Raw genomic sequence first — 18,101 nt, forward strand, 5'->3', positions numbered from 1 at the left:
ATGAAAAGATTTCTTTTGTTATGTTATGCCTTACTAGGGTATGCAAGCCTATCGGCACAGGAAGTAACAGCGCTAAAAGACGAGCGACCTGTTGCCGGTAAGAACTTTCAGGTTAGTTATAACCCGGCTGGCGGCCCTTTGACAGCTGCAGATCGGGTAGGTGGAATTGCTGTGTTTTATGCGGGTAAGCAGAAGACGCAGACCTTAGCCTTCCAAATGAAAAAACAGAAGGCAGACTGGGAGGGAGTTATAAGGGTGCCAGACAGTACGTTATTGGTTTACATGGTATTTACAGACGGGCAGCAGAAAGTGATGGATACCAGGGATGGAAAAGGCTATCTTTTACCTGCCTACAGCAAAGGCAAGCCGGTTCAGTATGCTTATGCAACAATGGCTTTGCTTACAGACGGTGGGCCACCAGATCCTTATGGGTTAAAGAAGAACCAGGACCGGGCTTTACAGTTCATGAAACAGGAAATGCATTTTCATCCGGAAAGCGAAACCCCGCTACGTCAACGCTTTTATAATATGCTGGCCAATTCCCCTGAACGGAATGATAAAGCCGACCTGGTAAAAAGGCTTACCGCCTTGAAAAGCGATAAGGAAAGCGATTTGATGATGGCGCAGTTATACCTTTCTTTCTTAGGGACAAAACAGCAAGCCGATTCGCTGGATAAACTATTGGAAACCAGATTTCCTGATGGCGAATATGTGAAGCAAAAGAAAAGCAAAAAGCAGCAGCCCGGGGAGGACCATAAACCAACAGAAAAAAAGGCCGTAGATACCCTTCAGCTCATTACCGAACTTAAGAAAAACATGTTGAAAGAACCTGTTGGCGAGATAGTGTTGAAGGACATCAATGGCGAACCGGTGGTTTTAGGCGGGGCAGGGATGAAGGGTAAAGTAATGGTCATTGATTTCTGGGCAACCTGGTGTGGGCCCTGTGTCCGTTCCTTTCCCGCTATGCAAAAGGTGATGGATAAGTACAAGGACAATCCCAATGTGAAGTTTTTTTACATCTGTACAATGGAAGAGGGCGATGCGCTGAAGACCGTGAAGGACTATTTAAGCAAGAACCCTTTGCCTTTTACCATTTTGATGGACGAAAAAACAAGTGACATGAATTTGTATAAAGCCTTTACCCATTATAAAGGAGGGCGCGGAATCCCTTATAAACTGGTGATAGACGGTGATGGAAATGTACGTTTCAGGACTTTGGGCTTTTCAGGCGATGAAGGGCTTCTTGAGGCTGAATTATCTGCAATGATCAAACTATCACTATGACTATTATCGTGATACTCATCCTGATTCTTATGGTAGCGGGGAGAACTTTGCTGAAGCTGTTTTAATTTATTAACCTGAAGCCATAAAGCAATGGCTTCAGGTTATAAAAATATTCCTGGGGCGTTACATCAACCATAAGATCACAGGCAATTCATTTTTTAAATATTTATACATCGGCCTTATAATTATTGGTGCTTTTTTAATCGTTAATTCGGTAGTTAGCTTACATTAGGAAACTATTCCCTTTATTTGTAAATGCCAATTGTAAGATTAAAGACCAATATCAAAGCGCTTAGGTTTCGATACTTAATTTTAATACTTGTGGTTATCGCCTTGGGCATTTTATCCCGAAAGGTAACGGGTATCCCATTAATTGTAGGTGATATACTGTACGCCGTAATGATGTTCTTTTTAGTTAAAATGCTGTTAATCAGGCTTAGCTACTTGAAGGCGGCTTTGATTAGCGTGTCGGTTTGTTTTCTTATTGAATTTAGCCAGCTTTATAATGCAACATGGATCAATAACATTCGAAATACTACCCTCGGAGCATTGGTATTGGGCCATGGGTTCCTCTGGAGTGATATTATAGCCTACACTATCGGAACAGTAGTTATTTATAAAGCTGTTTGCCTTTTAAATACACGCTAATTTATACCTCACTGATCTACCTGCACCAGTCTGATGAAGTATGCCTGTTTCGTTCAAGTACAGCAAATCGCGGGTAGCCGTTGCTTTAGATGTTTTAGCAATGGCCATGTATTTTTTAGCAGTCATTCCCCCTTCAAAACCTTGCGTCTCGTTCTCCAGCATACGGTTAATGACTTTCAATTGCCGCTCATTCAATAGAGATTTATACTGATCAAATAATCTGGTTTTCTTTACCGTAAACTCAATCAGTTCTTTTGCGGCTTTCTGTGCATCAAGTATTACTTGGCCAAAATAATAAATCCATTCTGTAATATCCAGACCCGACTGTGCTAATTTCAAAGCCTGATAGTAGTCTTTCTTGCCTTTCTCGATAACTTTCGATATAGATAACAGCACAGGGCCTTTCAGTTCATGAGAAAGCGCATACTCTGCCAGAGCCCGGCCAATACGTCCGTTTCCATCTTCAAAAGGATGTATAGATTCGAAATATAAATGTGCTATTGAAGCCTTTAATAAGGCTCTCGTGACCTCGTCATTTACACTAAGATTGTCGTTATGAAACCATTTTACAAACATTTCCATTTCGTTTGATACCCTATCTGATGGTGGTGCCTGGTAGTGTACAATTTCCTTTCCATATGCTCCAGAAATAACCTGCATAAGTTCCTGACCTTTTCTCCATGACCCAGCATTAATTTTCGGAAATCCTCCCATTAGTATTTCATGCCAATACAAAATCATCTTAACAGTTAGTTCCTCTTTAGCATTTTCCCTTACGGTCGTCATGAGTTTGGCAACGCCAGCAACTCTTTTGTCATAAACTACTTTATCGTCTTTTAGACCTAAGTTTTTTTTTATTGAAGACATCACATCTTCGCGACTCATGTATTCACCTTCTATTTCAGAAGTTTTGATTGCTTCTGAAATCAAGATTTCTATTAAGGTTTCTTGTCTTAACTCTTCGTTTAAACCTGTTATTAAACCGTTAACGTTTCCCAACTCTTTAGCAAATGCAATTGAAATAGGTTGTAATTTCTCTGTAGAGTAATTGAAATGGGGCCATTCCTTATATTGCCAATTATACATATGAGCCAATTAAAATTAATAATCGGCTCAAATATAGTTAATTTTTGAGCCGATTAAGCAAAATAATCGGCTCAAATCAAAATTCTTAATTAACTCTTGGAGCTTGCTTATATCCTGCGTAGCTTTAAAAAACATTAAACCTTCTGAAATTATGAGAGCTGTTACCCTATTTTTTTTAGCATTTTTGCTGATCAGCCACACCAAATCTACGGCACAAAAGGCAGCGTTAAACTCCGGTAAATCCGGTAAAAAAGAAATCATTACTGGTGCCGATCAGACTGAAAAATATTTATCGTATTTAAAAGGAAAACGAATTGGCCTTGTGGCCAATCAAAGTTCTATTATTGGCAAAAAAAGCAGTGTAGACAGCTTGCTAAGCCTTGGAATTAAAATAGTAAAGGTATTTGGACCAGAGCATGGCTTTAGGGGCAATGCCAGTAATGGAGCCGTGGTGAATAGCGAGATAGATGCCAAAACCGGGATTCCTATCATCTCTTTATATGGCCGAAATGAGAAACCAACAAAACAGCAGCTGGAGGGGATCGACCTTATGGTATTTGATATTCAGGATGTAGGTTGCCGATACTATACCAATATCAATACGCTCGAGCATGTGATGACAGGCTGTGCAGAAAACAACAAAGAACTGCTAATCCTGGATAGGCCCAATCCTAACGGGTATGTGGTAGACGGGCCGGTGATGACAGAAGACAGGTTTAAATCGGCTATAGGGATACATTATACGCCTATGACCCATGGCATGACCATAGGAGAATTTGCGCAATATCTTAATGGCGAAGGCTATCTTAAGCAGCCCTGCAAAATCAAAATTATAAAGGTTGCCAATTACAATCACGACATGCCTTATGTGCTGCCAGTCAATCCCTCTCCCAATTTGAATACACAGCAGGCTGTAATGCTTTTCCCTAGCCTGTGCATGTTTGAAGGAACAGCCATCAATGAGGGGCGTGGAACCTATATGCCATTTACCATATTAGGCGCACCTGCGCTGAAAGGCAAATATGCATTCTCCTATAAGCCGGTAAGTATTCCCGGGATGAGCGAGCGGCCAAACCATAAAGACACTGTCTGTTATGGGCTAGACCTTCGCAATTATGATATAAACCAGCTGAAAAAGAGGCGTCAGATTAACTTATCCTGGTTAATTGAATTGTACAAAGCCTATCCTGATAAAGCCCGTTTCTTTACTCCTGGAAGAGCCAATCAAGATATATCAGCTTTTGACCTGCGTATTGGTACCGATCAGCTAAGAAAACAGATCATAGCGGGGGTATCGGAAGCAGAAATCAGAAAAAGCTGGGAGCCGGGCCTGAAGAAGTTTAGAGCGATACGGGCTAAGTATTTACTTTACCCCTGATGAACAAGCCTGAGAAGTTTATCTGCACATACCAGTCTAATTGCTGCTTATGTAGCAGGTACATCTATGGCCATCTGGGATTTGTCATTCGTACAGCAATGTACTTCCACGTGATAAAAAGAAGCTGAGCGCCTATTTTTTCTTTGCAGTAACCATTATAATTACACCTGCTACCAAAACTATACCGCCAATGTAAGGCGGCCAATTTACCGTTTTCTCTTTATCGGCAGAGATTTCAATAGGGCCTGCATCCAATACTTTTTCCTTTTTGGTATAAGAAAAACCAGTCCATACAAACATTATTATACCAATTGCAATAAGAATTAATCCGAAAGTCCTGTTCATGATTTAGGGTTTTATGCCATATTAACATATCCCAGTGTAAAATGTTTTGTCGCATTGTATTCTCTATTGGTTGCTTTGTAAGGTAGCAAAACCTTTTGTTTACAGCAGTTGTTCTAGTTCTGGTTTCAGGGTGAAACTGAATTGATCTTAGCATAAAAGATATGGCACATTTAGAAGTAGAACCAAAACCGTCCCGACCGCTATGGTTGTGGACATTAATAGCATTGCTGGTCATACTGCTTGCCGGTATGTTAATCAAAAACTGTAATGAGCAGACTCCGGTAAGTTCTGCAGATTCCGTGCCGGCCGATGCCCGCAAAAACTAAGCATTTGCAGAACTATCCTCAAATTTAAAGAAGACAAGCTATGGGAGAACATACCTACAACTATCTGCAGGAATTGAGTCGCAGTAATTTTCAGATCGTTAACGGAGAACCCGACATTATTGGCTGGGAGGTCAAGAATGAAACAGGGGTATATATTGGTGAGGTGTATGAATTGCTTTTTGAGCCTCAGACCAAGGCAGTGAGGTACCTGGTTGTTAACCTGGAAGATAACGGGATGAACCTTGGAGCTAAAAAGGTGATGATCCCGCTGGGTATCGCCCATTTACACATCAGCGACGATGAGGTAGTGTTACCGGGATTACACATTGACCAGTACAATGCCTTACCCGATTACAGTAAGGATGAGGTAGGGCCAGAAATGGAGGTGCGTGTCCGGGATATCATAGGAAGCCCTGCTGCCTTAAGAATGGAGGATGTCATCAGTGAGTTTGATCAGCATACTTTTTATGCGCATCATTATTTCGATAAAGAAAAGTTTTATCAGCGCGGCGGTGCTTTGAGAAGAATTATTGTTTGCGCTTTTTTGACTATGGATGGCGTTATACAGTCGCCTGGCGGGCCGGATGAAGATCGTAGCAACAACTTTAAATGGGGAGGCTGGAGCTTTCCGCACTGGGATGATATCATGAACAATTATATGGCTAAGATCACCCGCTCACCGTACGATCTGTTGCTGGGAAGGCGTACCTACGAGATCTTTGCTGCTTTTTGGCCGCATCAGGAGAACAATCCAACCACAGAAACATTTAATCGTATTGAAAAATTTGTGGTAGGGGGAACCGGTACCGATATCTCCTGGAAAAATTCATCGCTTATTTCAGCTGATGTGGTACAGGAGCTGAAAAAGCTAAAGGGGCAGGCCGGACCAGACTTGCTGGTTTATGGAAGTGGTAAACTCTGCCAGACTTTGTTTCAGCACCAGTTGGTTGATGTGTTGCACACCTTAACATTCCCTGTTACCTTGGGCAGCGGCGAGCGGTTTTTCCAGGAAGGAACACAACCGGTGCAATGGAAGTTAAGTGATTCAGCCGTATCTGGCACGGGTGTGTTCCTGGCCAGTTATTTACCTGACGGGGAAGTGAAAACCGGAACAATGTAGCTATACTTGCCGCTTAATGCTCATTGAGCAGCATCCAGGAAGTGCCGAATTGATCGCGTAGCATGGCAAAGCGGTTGGCAAAGGGAGTTTTCTCCATTTTCATAAACACTGTACCTTCATTAGACAATACGCTATAGATATGCTCCGCTTCCTCTGCTGTGTTAAGTACTAATGTAAGGTAGGCGCTGCGCATAGGTTCAGCATTAGGGATGTCTGCACCCCGCAATTTGGTGCCGCCTATTTCCATGATCGCATGAAGGATCGGGTTCTTCCATTCTTCCGGAAAATTGCCGGGTGGCTGATCGTGAGGCAGCATCATATGTATTTTTCCTCCTAAATGCTGTTCGTAAAACCGAAATGCTTTCTCGCAGTGCCCGGGATAGTTGATATAAATGTCGAGTTGGGTTAAAGATTGGGTCATGATGCAATTTTTTAGTACTACAATGGACTATTTTCTTTTGTAAAGGTAGGAGCTGCTGGACAAATATTCAGGGGGAGTTTACGACAAAAGGAGGGGGTATTACTTCCAATGTCTGGTGGGATTAGGCTTAAACCTGGATTAATTCCATATTATATCTTATTTTCGTTGTATATGGAAATTTTTCAGGAAACATTAACCTTGCGGGCAAGAAGAAGGGGATTTCATCTCATTACTGAGGAGATCGTGGCAGCTATGCCACAGATAGCTAAACTTACAATGGGGATTTGCCAGGTTTTTATACAGCATACCTCTGCTTCGCTTACCATCAATGAAAATGCTGACCCTACCGTACGTACTGATTTTGAGATGTTTTTTAACAAGTCGGTTCCCGAGAATGACCCGGATTATGTACACGATTATGAAGGATCGGATGATATGCCCGCGCATCTAAAATCATCTATCCTAGGCAGCTCTGTAAGTATTCCAATACGAAACGGCAGGCTTGCTTTAGGCACCTGGCAAGGAATATACCTTTGCGAACACCGCAATTACGGAGCGGGGCGCAGGCTGGTTGTTACGGCATGGGGCAGGGGCAAATCTGAAATCTAATTCCTGAAAATCTGGAATTGAATTCCATAATTCTAAACAATAATTGTTAAGGACTGTTCAATCAGTATCGGTCCCTAATCTAATTGTTATGAAAGCTAAAATAAAAAAGACAAACAGCACTCCAGAAATTACCCATAGTTCGGTTAACTTTTCGGCAGAAAAGATTAAACAGGTAGCAAAAGAAAAGAAGCCGGCAAAGAGTTTTCTTGAAGAACTTAGTAATGCGATCAATTCAGGCGATGATACCGCCTGGCGCATGTGGAGGTGAGAATTAAAAAAAATTAAACACGAACAGCGTGAATGAGGAAATAAAAGCCAGAAAGCCAATCTTAATTGCAGGAGTAATTATTCTAACCATCAGTTTATGCTTCATTTTCCCATTTGAGTATAATAGAACAAACTACATAACTTCCTACCTCGTAATTTTAGGGATCATTTCTCTCTTATTTCACAAAGGTGGAGACTGGATTTTTGATATTTCTGAGTACCTTAAGTCTGGAAAGGAATTGTAATACTTATACAAAAAATACGGTTGATATTTCATTTTTTAAAGTAAATCGCTGTCTTAACTACTTAAGTTTATCAAACAGGGCAAGGTTTGCATTATATATCGCCTGATAACGGTCGAATAAACTAGTTTCTGCAGGCGTAAAAGGGGAATAATTGTAACGAACAGTTGTATTGTAGCCGCTTTCGGTAATATAGGCTATATACACGATGGCACCACCTCCAAATTGTTGAACAATCTTTTCACTAATAAAAGGAAAATCATAAGATTTAAAAGATGGGTTGATTGCTATGCGAACCTCCAGAATCTTTTCACTTGCCCCGTTATTTGCCTTGGCAGTAATTACCTTATTATTTTTAATGACCAGGTATTTTTTGCCATTGATAATGGTGTCTTTATCTTTTGTAAAATCTGAAACAGTGAAGCCATTCCTAAGATAAGGTTCATTTATAAAGCGTATTCCAGGTTTATTTCCTGTAGAAACGTTGTAAGTTTCGATGGTTTTGGCAGATGGTTTTTTATCAATGTCAAAACTCATCCCAATCATTTCCCGGTAATTGGTCAGGTTATAGCTTTGAAGTCTTTTTCCTGACGCAATTCGTTTAGAAACCCCTGTACTTAAATTCGTTTCTTCATTAAGGTACACGGTCTTAATGGGTTCCAGGACAAAATTCGTTCGCACCAGAAAGGTATCTGTTTTATTAAAAACCGGTCTATTGGGCAATCTGGCTTCCAGTTGCATTGTTACTACAGTTTCTTTAGCATCTTTTTGAGATTTGCTGGCAAAAAAGCAAAATATGCCTATAAGTGTCAATAACAATTTCATCTTATACTCCAATCAATTTAGCATTCATTTTTTGAATATTACAATATTATTTATTTATAATTGGGTTCTATTCCATAACTGCTAAAAAATGACTGAGTATGCCGAGCTTTCCGATTTGGAAGTTTTAACGCTGTTGAAGGGCGGTAACCAGTCTGCGTTTTCAGAGCTGTACAACCGCTATAAACAAGCGCTCTATTTCCATGCTAACAGATCCTTAAAGGATCACGATGAGGCAAGGGATATGGTTCAGGAGGTTTTTGCATCCCTATGGACAAAGAGGGAAACAATGGTGATACCCGAAGCCGTCGATGCCTATCTATATCGGTCAATCCGCAATCGGATCCTTAATTTTATTGCCCATAAAAAAGTTGTCACTAAATATACGGATTCAATAGATGCTTTTTTAGAAAGGGGCTCATCAACAACAGATGAAATAGTCAGGGAAAAGGAACTGAAGAAAATACTGGAATACGAAATTTCGCGGCTACCGGAAAAGATGCGGGTCGTATTTGAGATGAGCAGAAATCAAAACCTCAGCTATAAACAGATTGCAGCTGAGTTGAACATTAATGAACAATCCGTTAGAAAGCACGCACAAAGGGCCATCAGAATTCTTCGCCTCAGAATAAAATTGAATCTATTTTTTGCTTTCTTATGTTGATAAAACAGCTTAAAATAAGCTATTTGCAATTATTTTAAATTTTATTGTCCCCATCGGGCTGATGTGGCTGTCTTACGTTTTGTAATGGGAACTTAAATCCTATGATAAACTATAACCGGTCAGTTATGGCCATACCATATGAAAAATCAGACAGGCAAGCAACTTCTCGAAAAACTAAAAAACGGAACGATCTCAGCAGAAGAGCGAAGACTTCTTGATGCGTGGTACGAGGATTTTGTAACACAGGCAGAACCGTTCAATGATGCGCGGTTATTTTTAGCTGATATGGAAATCCTGGATAAAGCTTTTCCATTTGATAGCACCCAAACTCCTGTAAAAACTTATAAAATATGGCCACGGATTGCCATTACAGCAGCTTTATTTATCATGATTATTGGAGCTGGATTACTTTTTTACAACCTTAATCCCGACAAAGCGCCGCATGGCAGTACTGTTTACAAAAATGTTATTGCACCGGGCAAAGTTGGGGCAACACTCACCCTTGCAAACGGAAAGCAGATCAGGTTGTCGAGTGCTGTTAACGGTGAACTGGCTGAAGAAGCTGGTGTAAAGATTTCTAAGTCGGCCGATGGCCAGATCGTTTATGAAATAATCGGTACGGCTAACAATTCCAATCAACTCAATACACTTTCTACCTCAAATGGAGAGACCTATCGGATACGATTACCTGATAAAAGCGAAGTTTGGCTTAATGCTGCTTCAACAATCAGGTACCCGGTAAGTTTCGCAAAACATCCAATAAGAAAGATAGAGTTGACCGGCGAGGCATATTTTGAGATTGCCAGGGATAAAAAGCATCCTTTCATTGTAGAGAGTAAGGAGCAGCGGATTGAAGTTTTAGGAACACATTTTAATGTGAACACTTATACTAACGAAAACAATGTAAAAACGACCTTGATAGAAGGTAGTGTAAAAGTGCAAGTACTTAATTCAACCAGGAAAACGTTAGGCGGAGAACAGGTTATCCTGAAACCGGGAGAACAATCCATTTTGGCAGCGGATGAGCTCAATGTCCGACAGGCCGATGTAGAAGAGGCTATAGCCTGGAAAATGGGCTTCTTTAAATTCAGGGATGAAAATATTCAAAGTATCATGCGCAAAGTATCGCGTTGGTATAATGTAGAAGTTATTTATAAAGGAGAAATTCCGCAGAGCGGCCTGGAAGGAACGGTATCCCGCTATCAGGACATTACCCAGTTACTAGACATGTTACAGTCTACCGGACTCGTTAAATTCAGCATCATCAAGAACAAAATTATAGTGAGTAAATAACCAAATATTAACCAAATAACAAACGACGTATGAAAATAAGACCTACCTGACCTCTTTTAGGGAAGCTTAGTGCAATAAAAACGTGAAAGTGTGTCACCACTTCCACGTTATAGGCCTGGGCTATTCAATACCTGGATAATATCCGGATAAATAATCGAAAAGAAATCTTGAATAAACCCAAACAACCAAAAGTATGAATTTAAATGCTTTTATCAAGACCGCTATGCCCATAGCTGGCCGATATAAAAAAATATTATTAGTTATGAAAATAACTGTGTTTTTATTGCTAATGGGGCTGCTTCATGTAAGCGCTTCCAGCGTTGCACAGAGAATCACCCTTTCGTCAAAAAATGCTGATCTGCAGGAGGTTATAGAACAGCTGAGAAAACAAAGCGGCTATAATTTTCTGTATATCAAAAAAGAAGTGCTCGGCAGGGCAAAACCAGTAACGGCGCAGCTCAAAGAGGTAACCATTGAGGAAGCGCTGAAAAAGATCTTTGCAGCACAGCCATTGATCTACCAGATCAAAGATAAAACGGTAATCATCAAGCCCTCCCAAGACAAACCATCTGTAAAGACAGAACAAAAGCCTATTACAGGTAAAGTGAAAGATGAGGCCGGAGAAACCCTTATTGGAGTGTCTGTCTTAATCAAGGGGACCAGGACGGGAACTGTTACCAATTCGGAAGGAAATTATACAATTCAGGCCGAACCCGGATCGATACTGGTGTTTAGTTATATAGGTTACCAGACGCAAGAAATTACTGTAGGAACGGAGAACACTATTAATGTATCGCTGATTGCTGTTGCCGGTGGTCTGGATGAAGTGGTTGTTGTAGCCTATGGCACTCAAAAAAAGGAAACAGTTACCGGAGCAATCTCTTCCATTAAAACCAAAGAAATTAAACAAAGTCCTGCAGCAAATTTAGCGGTTACCCTGGCAGGCAGATTACCTGGATTAACTTCCATACAACGTAGCGGCCAACCAGGTCGGGACATTACCCAACTGTTTATCCGCGGACAGGGAACAATAAACGCGCAAAGCCCTATAATCCTTGTAGATGGGATTGAGCGTGATCTGACTTATATTGATCCGAATGAGGTGGAGTCAGTGACTATCTTGAAAGATGCCTCATCTACAGCTATTTTTGGCGTTAGAGGAGCCAATGGTGTTATTTTGGTGACCACAAAAAGAGGAACTTCCGAGACTCCGGAAATCAATTTCGTAGCAGAGGCCGGCGCACAGGATTTTCCACGTTTTATCAGTCCGGTTAATGCTTATGACTTTGCAACACTAAAAAATCTGGCACTTACAAACGACGGTTTACCGGCCGAGTATTCAAGCCAGTCATTGGAATACTATAAAACCCAGGAAGATCCCCTCCGTTACGCAAATACAGACTGGCGTAAATTGTTGATTAAGGATTATTCTTATCAGCAACGGTATAACCTGAATGTTTCGGGGGCAAGTAAAACCACTAAATATTTTGTAAATGCCGGTTATCTCAATCAGGGAGGACAGTTTAATACAGAAAAAGACCTTAGTTATGACCCTAGCTTTAAACTTAACCGCTATAACTTCAGATCTAATGTTGATATCCAGCTGAATAAAAACTTAAAAGCATTCTTAAATGTAGCAGGCTACCTGGAACAACGGAATAGTCCTTACGCTTTAGGGGGAGACAATCCAACAGATTGGATCATTTACTTTATGAACCGGATGCCGGCGGTTGTACCAGGCCCGCTTACACCCGATGGTCAGGTGATCACCTATTCCGATATTGATCATCCAGCCTATGGCCTGATCAACCGTTCTGGTTATACACAACAGAAAAGAAGTAATGTATTAGCTACTTATGGAATGGAGCAAAACCTTGACTTCATTACCAAAGGCTTATCGGCAAGGGCGGTAGTTTCATTTGATGCACGTACGGTCAATAATCTTGAAGCGACAAGGAAGTACGAAAAATACATACAGATCATTAATCCTAATTTAAAAGGGGCTGATGGGCGCGACAGCGTTTACTACCGACCGTTCAATAATGACCAGAATACCCCATTATCCATTGGAGGGGGAAGAAATTTTGAAACCTTATCCAATTTTCAAGGTTTCATAAATTATGAAAAAACTAGTGGGAAACATGATTTTTCAGGTATGTTGCTGTATCAGCAACAAAATAATGTAATCAATAATGAACTGCCGTTCAAGTTAATGGGGCTGGCCTCCAGATTTACCTATGGTTACAATTCACGGTACTTTCTGGAATTTAACGCCGGCTACAACGGTTCTGAACAATTTGCCGAGGGCCAGCGTTTCGGGTTTTTTCCGGCAGTTTCTGCCAGCTGGCTTATCTCCAACGAATCGTTTCTACAGCATAACCCTGTTTTGAATTTGTTGAAATTAAGAGGCTCGTTCGGTAAAGTTGGTAATGACCGCATAGGAAGCAGAAGGTTTTTATACCTGGATGATATACAGGTTGTTGGAGGCGGTTTTTCCGGTAGCCTGGGGAATGGTCAAACCATCAATTATAATTTATTAAAAAATGCGCAGCTACAATGGGAAGTTGCCAAAAAATACAATCTCGGATTGGAGATGGGATTATTCAATCAGTTTAATCTGGTGGCTGATGTCTTTTATGAAAAGAGAGACAACATTTTGCGTAACAGGGGAACTATTCCGGAACTGAACGGACTCCCCATCTCAGTATTGCCACCTGTAAATATTGGCGTGGTAGAAAACAGAGGATTTGAAGTTGAATTGAATTATAAGAAATCATTCAACAAAGACCTGTCTGTTTTGGCCCGAGTGAACCTGAATTATGCAACAAACAGACAAATTTATGCAGACGAGCCTTTGTTACCTGAAGATTATGCCTACCGTTACAGGGAAACCGGCTACCGGATAGGACAGATGTTTGGCTATCAGGTAGACCGGTATTTTACCGACGCGAATGACATCGCCAATTCACCTGTGCAAAATGTAGGCGGACATGAATCCAGACCCGGAGATTTTAAATACAAGGACCTCAACAACGATAACCTGATCAATGAAAGGGACATGGCACCGATTGGTTATTCAACAGTTCCTGAATATCAGTATGGTGCAGCATTTAACCTGACTTATAAAGGATTGGATTTTAGTGTGCTGTTTCAGGGGATTTCAAATGTTTCTAACTATTATAGCGATCAGGGGGTTTTTGCTGACAAGAACTATGTGTCCAGGCATCTGGAGAGCTGGACAGCAGAACGTGCATCCAGCGGATTACCAATCAATTATCCACGTATTTCCACCCAATCCAATCCCAATGAAAGGCCAAACTCATTTTTCATTCTCAATGCGAGCTACCTGAGATTAAAAAACATGGAAATTGGCTATAGTTTGCCATCGAAATGGAGCAGTGCTATTGGCGCGAAACGTTTGCGTATTTATGCCAACGGCCTGAACCTCTTTACCTGGGATAAACTACCCACAACGGAGTTCGATCCGGAATTGACGAACAGCCGCGATTATCCGATTACACGCCTGTATAATTTTGGTGTAAACTTCACTTTTTAATCAGAAGATAAGATGAAAAATATTTTAAGAATTTTTATAGTGCTTTCTTTCCTTACAGCTGGTTGTACGAAAGATTACCTGAACATCACGCCTGATGGCAGAACAACACTTGATGATATATTTAAAGACGAGAAACGAACTGAGGCTTATCTGAACAGGATATACGGACAAATGCCAAGTTACTTCTGGAAGTATGGTTTTTTTGATTTTCTGGCACCTTTTTCTGATGAGGCCTACGCTCATAGTGGTGCGGTAATGGCCTGGTCTGCAGGTAGTCTGAATGCCAGCGGCAATCCTTTGCACACGCACCAGGAACGGGGTAAAGGCGTTTATCATTATGGTACTTTCTGGGCGGGTATCAGAGATGCAAACGTATTCCTGCAAAACATACAGACTGCCAATATTCCCAGTGCTACCAACAGGGAGCGTTTTCGTGCGGAAGCGCAGCTATTAAGGGCTTTTTATTACTGGGAACTTATTAAAGAATACGGTCCTATGCCTGTTGTGACGGCACCTTTCACCAACGATTTTGATTATACCACGCTTAAACGTCCGTCTTTCCAGGATTGCGTAAATTTTATTGTAAAAGAATGTGATGAAGTTATTGCGAACAACAGTATGCCTATACGCATCACCACGGAAGCAGAGCGCGGGCGGTTTACAAAAGCAGTAGCTTATGCTGTAAAGTCTCAGGCTTTGTTGTATAACGCCAGTCCGTTGTGGAATGCCAGTAACGATAAAAGTAAATGGGAAGCAGCTTCGCTGGCAGCACAAAGTGCCATTAATGCGCTGACCACGCAAGGTTATTCATTGGTAGACAACTATGGAGATTATTTTCTGAGCAAAACCGATATCAGCTCTTCACCAAGGGATAAAGAAACAATTTACGAGATTTTTGAGGGGCAAATAGATCCTGTGTTCAGTATCATCAACAGTATTCCAAGCAAACCCGGAATGTTTAAGGTGGGGGCTACCCCTAGCCAGGAATTGGTAGACAGTTATGATATGCAAGCTACAGGTGAGCCGATTATTAAAGGTTATCAGGATGCGGATCATACACAGCCAATCTTCAATCCGGCCGCCGGATATGATCCGTCTAAGCCTTATCTCGGGCGAGATCCGAGATTTTATGCCACGGTATGGTACAACGGGGCTGCTTATGATAATATAGCAGGAAATGTGCATATTATGGAGACTTACGTAGGCGGGGCAGATCAGTTGTTGAAAGCCCCTATAGGCTGGGCCTTTACGCGAACTGGCTATTATCTGCGCAAATTTATTGATCCTCGTTTACAATCCGGTCAGCCAGAAGATACCCGCTGGAAAAAATACCGCCTGGCCGAACTTTATCTTAATCTTGCGGAGGCAGAAAATGAAGCCAACGGGCCAACCACTATAGCGCAAAATGCAGTCAATAAAGTGAGATTTAGGGCTAACATGCCCAATTTTCCAACCACTTTATCACAGCAGGAATTTCAGGACCGTATCCGTAAGGAGCGTAGGGTAGAGCTCGCTTTTGAAGAACACCGTTTCTGGGATGTGCGCAGATGGAAAATACTGGACAAGACGGATAAGCTGGTTACAGGAATGGAAATTACAAAGCAACCGAACAATAGCTTTACCTATGCCCGCTTTGTAACTGAACGCAGAAATGCCTGGAGTGATAAGTTTCTGATTATGCCTATTCCAATCAAGGAAACCGCTATAATTCCTGATTTTAACCTCAACCAGAACCCTGGTTGGTAAACGTCACCCGAACCGAATGTAAACTTTATTCAAATAGTTATGGTTGCCATAAAACTTATCTGCTTAACGCTTTTAGTTGCCACTGCTTTGGGTTGTAAAAAGCCTGATCCGGAAAACAAAGAAACTATCAAAGCAAATGAAGTGCAAAATGACGGCAGTACCTCATTGACTGCCGCACAGGAACGTTATATCGTTTTTTTTCTAACCAATACCAGTGTTGATCAGGCTGATAGCGAAAATACAGGTAAAGATGCCAATTCTGCCTATACCTTTGTAGGCGAGCTTCCGCAGATTTTTGGGCCTGTTAACACAGATGCACCTTATAAATATGCATTTGGTTTGCCAGGGCCCATGCTACTCACCCAATCGGTCCAACAGATGCAATACCAGGTTAATAAAGCTTTTGATATTGCCGAAAAATACAACGTTCCGGTATATTTCCAGCTGGATGATATCAATAATTATACAACCGAATTTGGCGGGGGTGCTATGCCTAAATTTTACAATGATCCCTCATGGTGCGAATGGGTATCATTCCCCTCGGGAACAGAAACCTGGGGCGGGCAATCTAACGGTCGCCTTCCTTATTACTGGTTTAATTGGGGTGCCTGGATGCACGCCCAGGCTTTCCCGAATCTGCAATCACCGGGGTTCAGGGCATTTATAAAAAGTCAGCTTGAAAATGGTGTGTTGTCGGTGTTGAATACCCGGTATAACCAACTGAAAGCGAATGGCAAAGGATATTTGTTTGCCGGAATGGCTATTGGCTGGGAAACACATATTCCCGATTATTCGGCTGATAATACGCTATATAATGTAAACCCTTCCTCGCTTCCGGTAAATGTAATATTAGGAGACCAGATGCAAAGCTGGGAGGCCGGAAAACTTGGATTTGCAGCACTGCATACTTTAGGTTATACGGCTTATAACAAGGACAGGCTGTATCAGGTAATCCACGATTATTCTGAATTTTTAGCTAAAACAGCTTATGACACAGGAATTCCAAGGGAAAAGATCTTCTCACACATTGTGGGGATAAAATCCAGCCAGCCCGGTTTGTCGACCACGTTTGCGCCACCAATCTGGACGGCTGTTAACAATTACTCAACCCCTGGTTTCACACTTTCGCCGGTTAGCTGCCCTTACAACCTGAACACCTTAAAAGCAGAGATCAGTCTGGCAGATTCACAGCAGAAAAATTTTGCCAATGCTGAAGGCTATAGCATTGGCGTGAATGGCTCTTTTGCACAGGCAGATGCATATTTTGGTGATATGTTTGGTCATGGGGCTTCAATGGTTGCTGTATTTGGCTGGGGAAGAGAGCCTGCAAGTTCTGCTTTTGCCGTATCGCATAGTCCTGCAAGCCCCTTTGTGCAGGCCGCAAAAAAATGGTTGAGCAATGAAGTGAAAGTCTGGTCCTTTGCCGCAGGTGCTGAAGGTTGGACATCGGGAAACGACATCAGTGGTTTCGGGTGGAATAATGCAGGTAAAATAGGTGGCTCTCTAACAGGAAATGATGCTTTTATACTTTCAGCAAACTCAGTGGGATATAATTTGGGGACTGAAAAGCTTGTTCAGGTTGGCATCAGTAATGCGTCTGCGAACACCGTAGGGCAGGTTTACTTTACAACAACAGCAAGTACAGGCTGGTCGGAGGATAAAAGAAAGGACTTTGCAATGACTGCGAACAGTTCCCTTACCAATTATACCATCAATATGGCAGATATTCCAACCTGGCAGGGAACGCTTAAACAGTTGAGGATAGATCCTTCCAATGCGGTTCCAGGCAGCTCCACTTCAGGTAATTTTAGTATAGACTATATACATGTAGGTAGTCAGGGCTGGAATTTCATGTCGGCTTCAGAAGGCTGGACAGCTGGCCAGCAGATTAATAATTTTGGCTGGTCTGCCGCGGCGGGGAATTATATAGGTGGAAAGCTAACTGGTGCAGATGCATTTATAGTATCAGCTGATAACCTGAACCTTATTCTCGCAAACTGCAGGTATGTAGTGGTCAGGATCAAGAACTCTTCTCCGCAAACGATCGGACAGGTCTATTTTACCACCACCACTGATCTGGCCTGGAATAATGCGAAGCAGGTGTCTTTTGCGCTGAACCCATATTCCGATTTTACAACTTATACCATAGATATGAGTACCGTTCCGGGATGGACAGGTACCTTAAAACAATTACGCATTGATCCTTCCAATGCTACGCCCGGAACCCCTGTTAATGGATATTTCCAGGTTCAATACATTAAAATAGTTAATTAAGGAGGGGTATATGAAGTTGT

The 18,101-nt window shown here is 41.7% G+C and carries 16 protein-coding genes; 12 read left to right on the plus strand and 4 right to left on the minus strand.

Annotated elements, in window-relative coordinates:
• Positions 1-1,284 carry a TlpA family protein disulfide reductase gene (locus B9A91_RS15365; RefSeq protein WP_084239899.1) on the plus strand — a complete coding sequence of 428 codons (1,284 nt, stop codon included), beginning with the start codon at positions 1-3 and terminating at the stop codon, positions 1,282-1,284.
• Positions 1,285-1,539: 255 nt separating this feature from the next.
• Positions 1,540-1,932: a ribosomal maturation YjgA family protein gene (locus tag B9A91_RS24495; protein WP_084239900.1), complete on the plus strand. Its 393-nt coding sequence runs from the start codon at positions 1,540-1,542 to the stop codon at positions 1,930-1,932.
• On the opposite strand, the gene B9A91_RS15375 is transcribed toward B9A91_RS24495, so the two are convergent.
• Positions 1,918-3,018: a Fic family protein gene (locus tag B9A91_RS15375; RefSeq protein WP_084239901.1), complete on the minus strand. Its 1,101-nt coding sequence runs from the start codon at positions 3,016-3,018 to the stop codon at positions 1,918-1,920. The two genes, B9A91_RS24495 and B9A91_RS15375, sit on opposite strands and share 15 nt — an antisense overlap.
• 151 nt (positions 3,019-3,169) lie before the next feature.
• On the opposite strand from B9A91_RS15375, the gene B9A91_RS15380 reads away from it, so the two are divergent.
• Positions 3,170-4,396 (plus strand): exo-beta-N-acetylmuramidase NamZ family protein, encoded by a 1,227-nt coding sequence (locus tag B9A91_RS15380; protein ID WP_084239902.1) that lies wholly within the window; start codon positions 3,170-3,172, stop codon positions 4,394-4,396.
• Positions 4,397-4,528: 132 nt separating this feature from the next.
• On the opposite strand, the gene B9A91_RS15385 is transcribed toward B9A91_RS15380, so the two are convergent.
• Positions 4,529-4,741 (minus strand): hypothetical protein, encoded by a 213-nt coding sequence (locus B9A91_RS15385; RefSeq protein ID WP_084239903.1) that lies wholly within the window; start codon positions 4,739-4,741, stop codon positions 4,529-4,531.
• Positions 4,742-4,902: 161 nt separating this feature from the next.
• On the opposite strand from B9A91_RS15385, the gene B9A91_RS24150 reads away from it, so the two are divergent.
• A complete protein-coding gene (locus tag B9A91_RS24150; protein WP_159451707.1) occupies positions 4,903-5,067 on the plus strand; it encodes a hypothetical protein in 165 nt (54 codons plus the stop codon).
• Between the two features lie 40 nt (positions 5,068-5,107).
• A complete protein-coding gene (locus tag B9A91_RS15390; protein WP_084239904.1) occupies positions 5,108-6,187 on the plus strand; it encodes a dihydrofolate reductase family protein in 1,080 nt (359 codons plus the stop codon).
• 13 nt (positions 6,188-6,200) lie between these two features.
• Here the strand turns inward: B9A91_RS15390 and B9A91_RS15395 are convergent, their stop codons facing one another.
• Positions 6,201-6,608: a VOC family protein gene (locus B9A91_RS15395; protein WP_084239905.1), complete on the minus strand. Its 408-nt coding sequence runs from the start codon at positions 6,606-6,608 to the stop codon at positions 6,201-6,203.
• Between the two features lie 171 nt (positions 6,609-6,779).
• Here B9A91_RS15395 and B9A91_RS15400 point away from each other — a divergent pair, with 171 nt between their 5' ends.
• On the plus strand, positions 6,780-7,217 hold the full coding sequence (locus B9A91_RS15400; protein ID WP_084239906.1) for a secondary thiamine-phosphate synthase enzyme YjbQ: 438 nt from the start codon (positions 6,780-6,782) through the stop codon (positions 7,215-7,217).
• 88 nt (positions 7,218-7,305) lie between these two features.
• The gene (locus B9A91_RS15405) at positions 7,306-7,485 is read left to right on the plus strand and encodes a hypothetical protein (protein ID WP_084239907.1); all 180 of its coding nucleotides are present in this window, start codon (positions 7,306-7,308) and stop codon (positions 7,483-7,485) included.
• A gap of 301 nt (positions 7,486-7,786) precedes the next feature.
• On the opposite strand, the gene B9A91_RS15410 is transcribed toward B9A91_RS15405, so the two are convergent.
• A complete protein-coding gene (locus tag B9A91_RS15410) occupies positions 7,787-8,551 on the minus strand; it encodes a hypothetical protein (protein WP_084239908.1) in 765 nt (254 codons plus the stop codon).
• Between the two features lie 88 nt (positions 8,552-8,639).
• Here B9A91_RS15410 and B9A91_RS15415 point away from each other — a divergent pair, with 88 nt between their 5' ends.
• From B9A91_RS15415 to B9A91_RS15435, 5 genes are all read left to right on the plus strand, one after another.
• A complete protein-coding gene (locus B9A91_RS15415) occupies positions 8,640-9,212 on the plus strand; it encodes an RNA polymerase sigma-70 factor (RefSeq protein ID WP_084239909.1) in 573 nt (190 codons plus the stop codon).
• 138 nt (positions 9,213-9,350) lie between these two features.
• Positions 9,351-10,505 (plus strand): FecR family protein, encoded by a 1,155-nt coding sequence (locus B9A91_RS15420; RefSeq protein WP_084239910.1) that lies wholly within the window; start codon positions 9,351-9,353, stop codon positions 10,503-10,505.
• A 262-nt stretch (positions 10,506-10,767) separates the two neighbouring features.
• Positions 10,768-14,061, plus strand: a complete 3,294-nt coding sequence (locus B9A91_RS15425; RefSeq protein WP_159451708.1) for a TonB-dependent receptor — start codon at positions 10,768-10,770, stop codon at positions 14,059-14,061.
• Between the two features lie 12 nt (positions 14,062-14,073).
• Complete coding sequence (locus B9A91_RS15430) at positions 14,074-15,807, plus strand: RagB/SusD family nutrient uptake outer membrane protein (RefSeq protein WP_084239912.1); 1,734 nt, start codon at positions 14,074-14,076, stop codon at positions 15,805-15,807.
• A gap of 39 nt (positions 15,808-15,846) precedes the next feature.
• Complete coding sequence (locus tag B9A91_RS15435; protein ID WP_084239913.1) at positions 15,847-18,081, plus strand: hypothetical protein; 2,235 nt, start codon at positions 15,847-15,849, stop codon at positions 18,079-18,081.
• Positions 18,082-18,101 lie beyond the last annotated feature (20 nt).

Source organism: Pedobacter africanus (assembly GCF_900176535.1).
Taxonomy (GTDB): domain Bacteria; phylum Bacteroidota; class Bacteroidia; order Sphingobacteriales; family Sphingobacteriaceae; genus Pedobacter; species Pedobacter africanus.

Bases quoted from the DNA above. Each gene is read 5' to 3' on its own strand.
- B9A91_RS15365 (WP_084239899.1), top strand. From the start codon at position 1: ATGAAAAGATTTCTTTTGTTATGTTATGCCTTACTAGGGTATGCAAGC.
- B9A91_RS24495 (WP_084239900.1), top strand. From the start codon at position 1,540: ATGCCAATTGTAAGATTAAAGACCAATATCAAAGCGCTTAGGTTTCGA.
- B9A91_RS15375 (WP_084239901.1), bottom strand. From the start codon at position 3,018: ATGTATAATTGGCAATATAAGGAATGGCCCCATTTCAATTACTCTACA.
- B9A91_RS15380 (WP_084239902.1), top strand. From the start codon at position 3,170: ATGAGAGCTGTTACCCTATTTTTTTTAGCATTTTTGCTGATCAGCCAC.
- B9A91_RS15385 (WP_084239903.1), bottom strand. From the start codon at position 4,741: ATGAACAGGACTTTCGGATTAATTCTTATTGCAATTGGTATAATAATG.
- B9A91_RS24150 (WP_159451707.1), top strand. From the start codon at position 4,903: ATGGCACATTTAGAAGTAGAACCAAAACCGTCCCGACCGCTATGGTTG.
- B9A91_RS15390 (WP_084239904.1), top strand. From the start codon at position 5,108: ATGGGAGAACATACCTACAACTATCTGCAGGAATTGAGTCGCAGTAAT.
- B9A91_RS15395 (WP_084239905.1), bottom strand. From the start codon at position 6,608: ATGACCCAATCTTTAACCCAACTCGACATTTATATCAACTATCCCGGG.
- B9A91_RS15400 (WP_084239906.1), top strand. From the start codon at position 6,780: ATGGAAATTTTTCAGGAAACATTAACCTTGCGGGCAAGAAGAAGGGGA.
- B9A91_RS15405 (WP_084239907.1), top strand. From the start codon at position 7,306: ATGAAAGCTAAAATAAAAAAGACAAACAGCACTCCAGAAATTACCCAT.
- B9A91_RS15410 (WP_084239908.1), bottom strand. From the start codon at position 8,551: ATGAAATTGTTATTGACACTTATAGGCATATTTTGCTTTTTTGCCAGC.
- B9A91_RS15415 (WP_084239909.1), top strand. From the start codon at position 8,640: ATGACTGAGTATGCCGAGCTTTCCGATTTGGAAGTTTTAACGCTGTTG.
- B9A91_RS15420 (WP_084239910.1), top strand. From the start codon at position 9,351: ATGAAAAATCAGACAGGCAAGCAACTTCTCGAAAAACTAAAAAACGGA.
- B9A91_RS15425 (WP_159451708.1), top strand. From the start codon at position 10,768: ATGAAAATAACTGTGTTTTTATTGCTAATGGGGCTGCTTCATGTAAGC.
- B9A91_RS15430 (WP_084239912.1), top strand. From the start codon at position 14,074: ATGAAAAATATTTTAAGAATTTTTATAGTGCTTTCTTTCCTTACAGCT.
- B9A91_RS15435 (WP_084239913.1), top strand. From the start codon at position 15,847: ATGGTTGCCATAAAACTTATCTGCTTAACGCTTTTAGTTGCCACTGCT.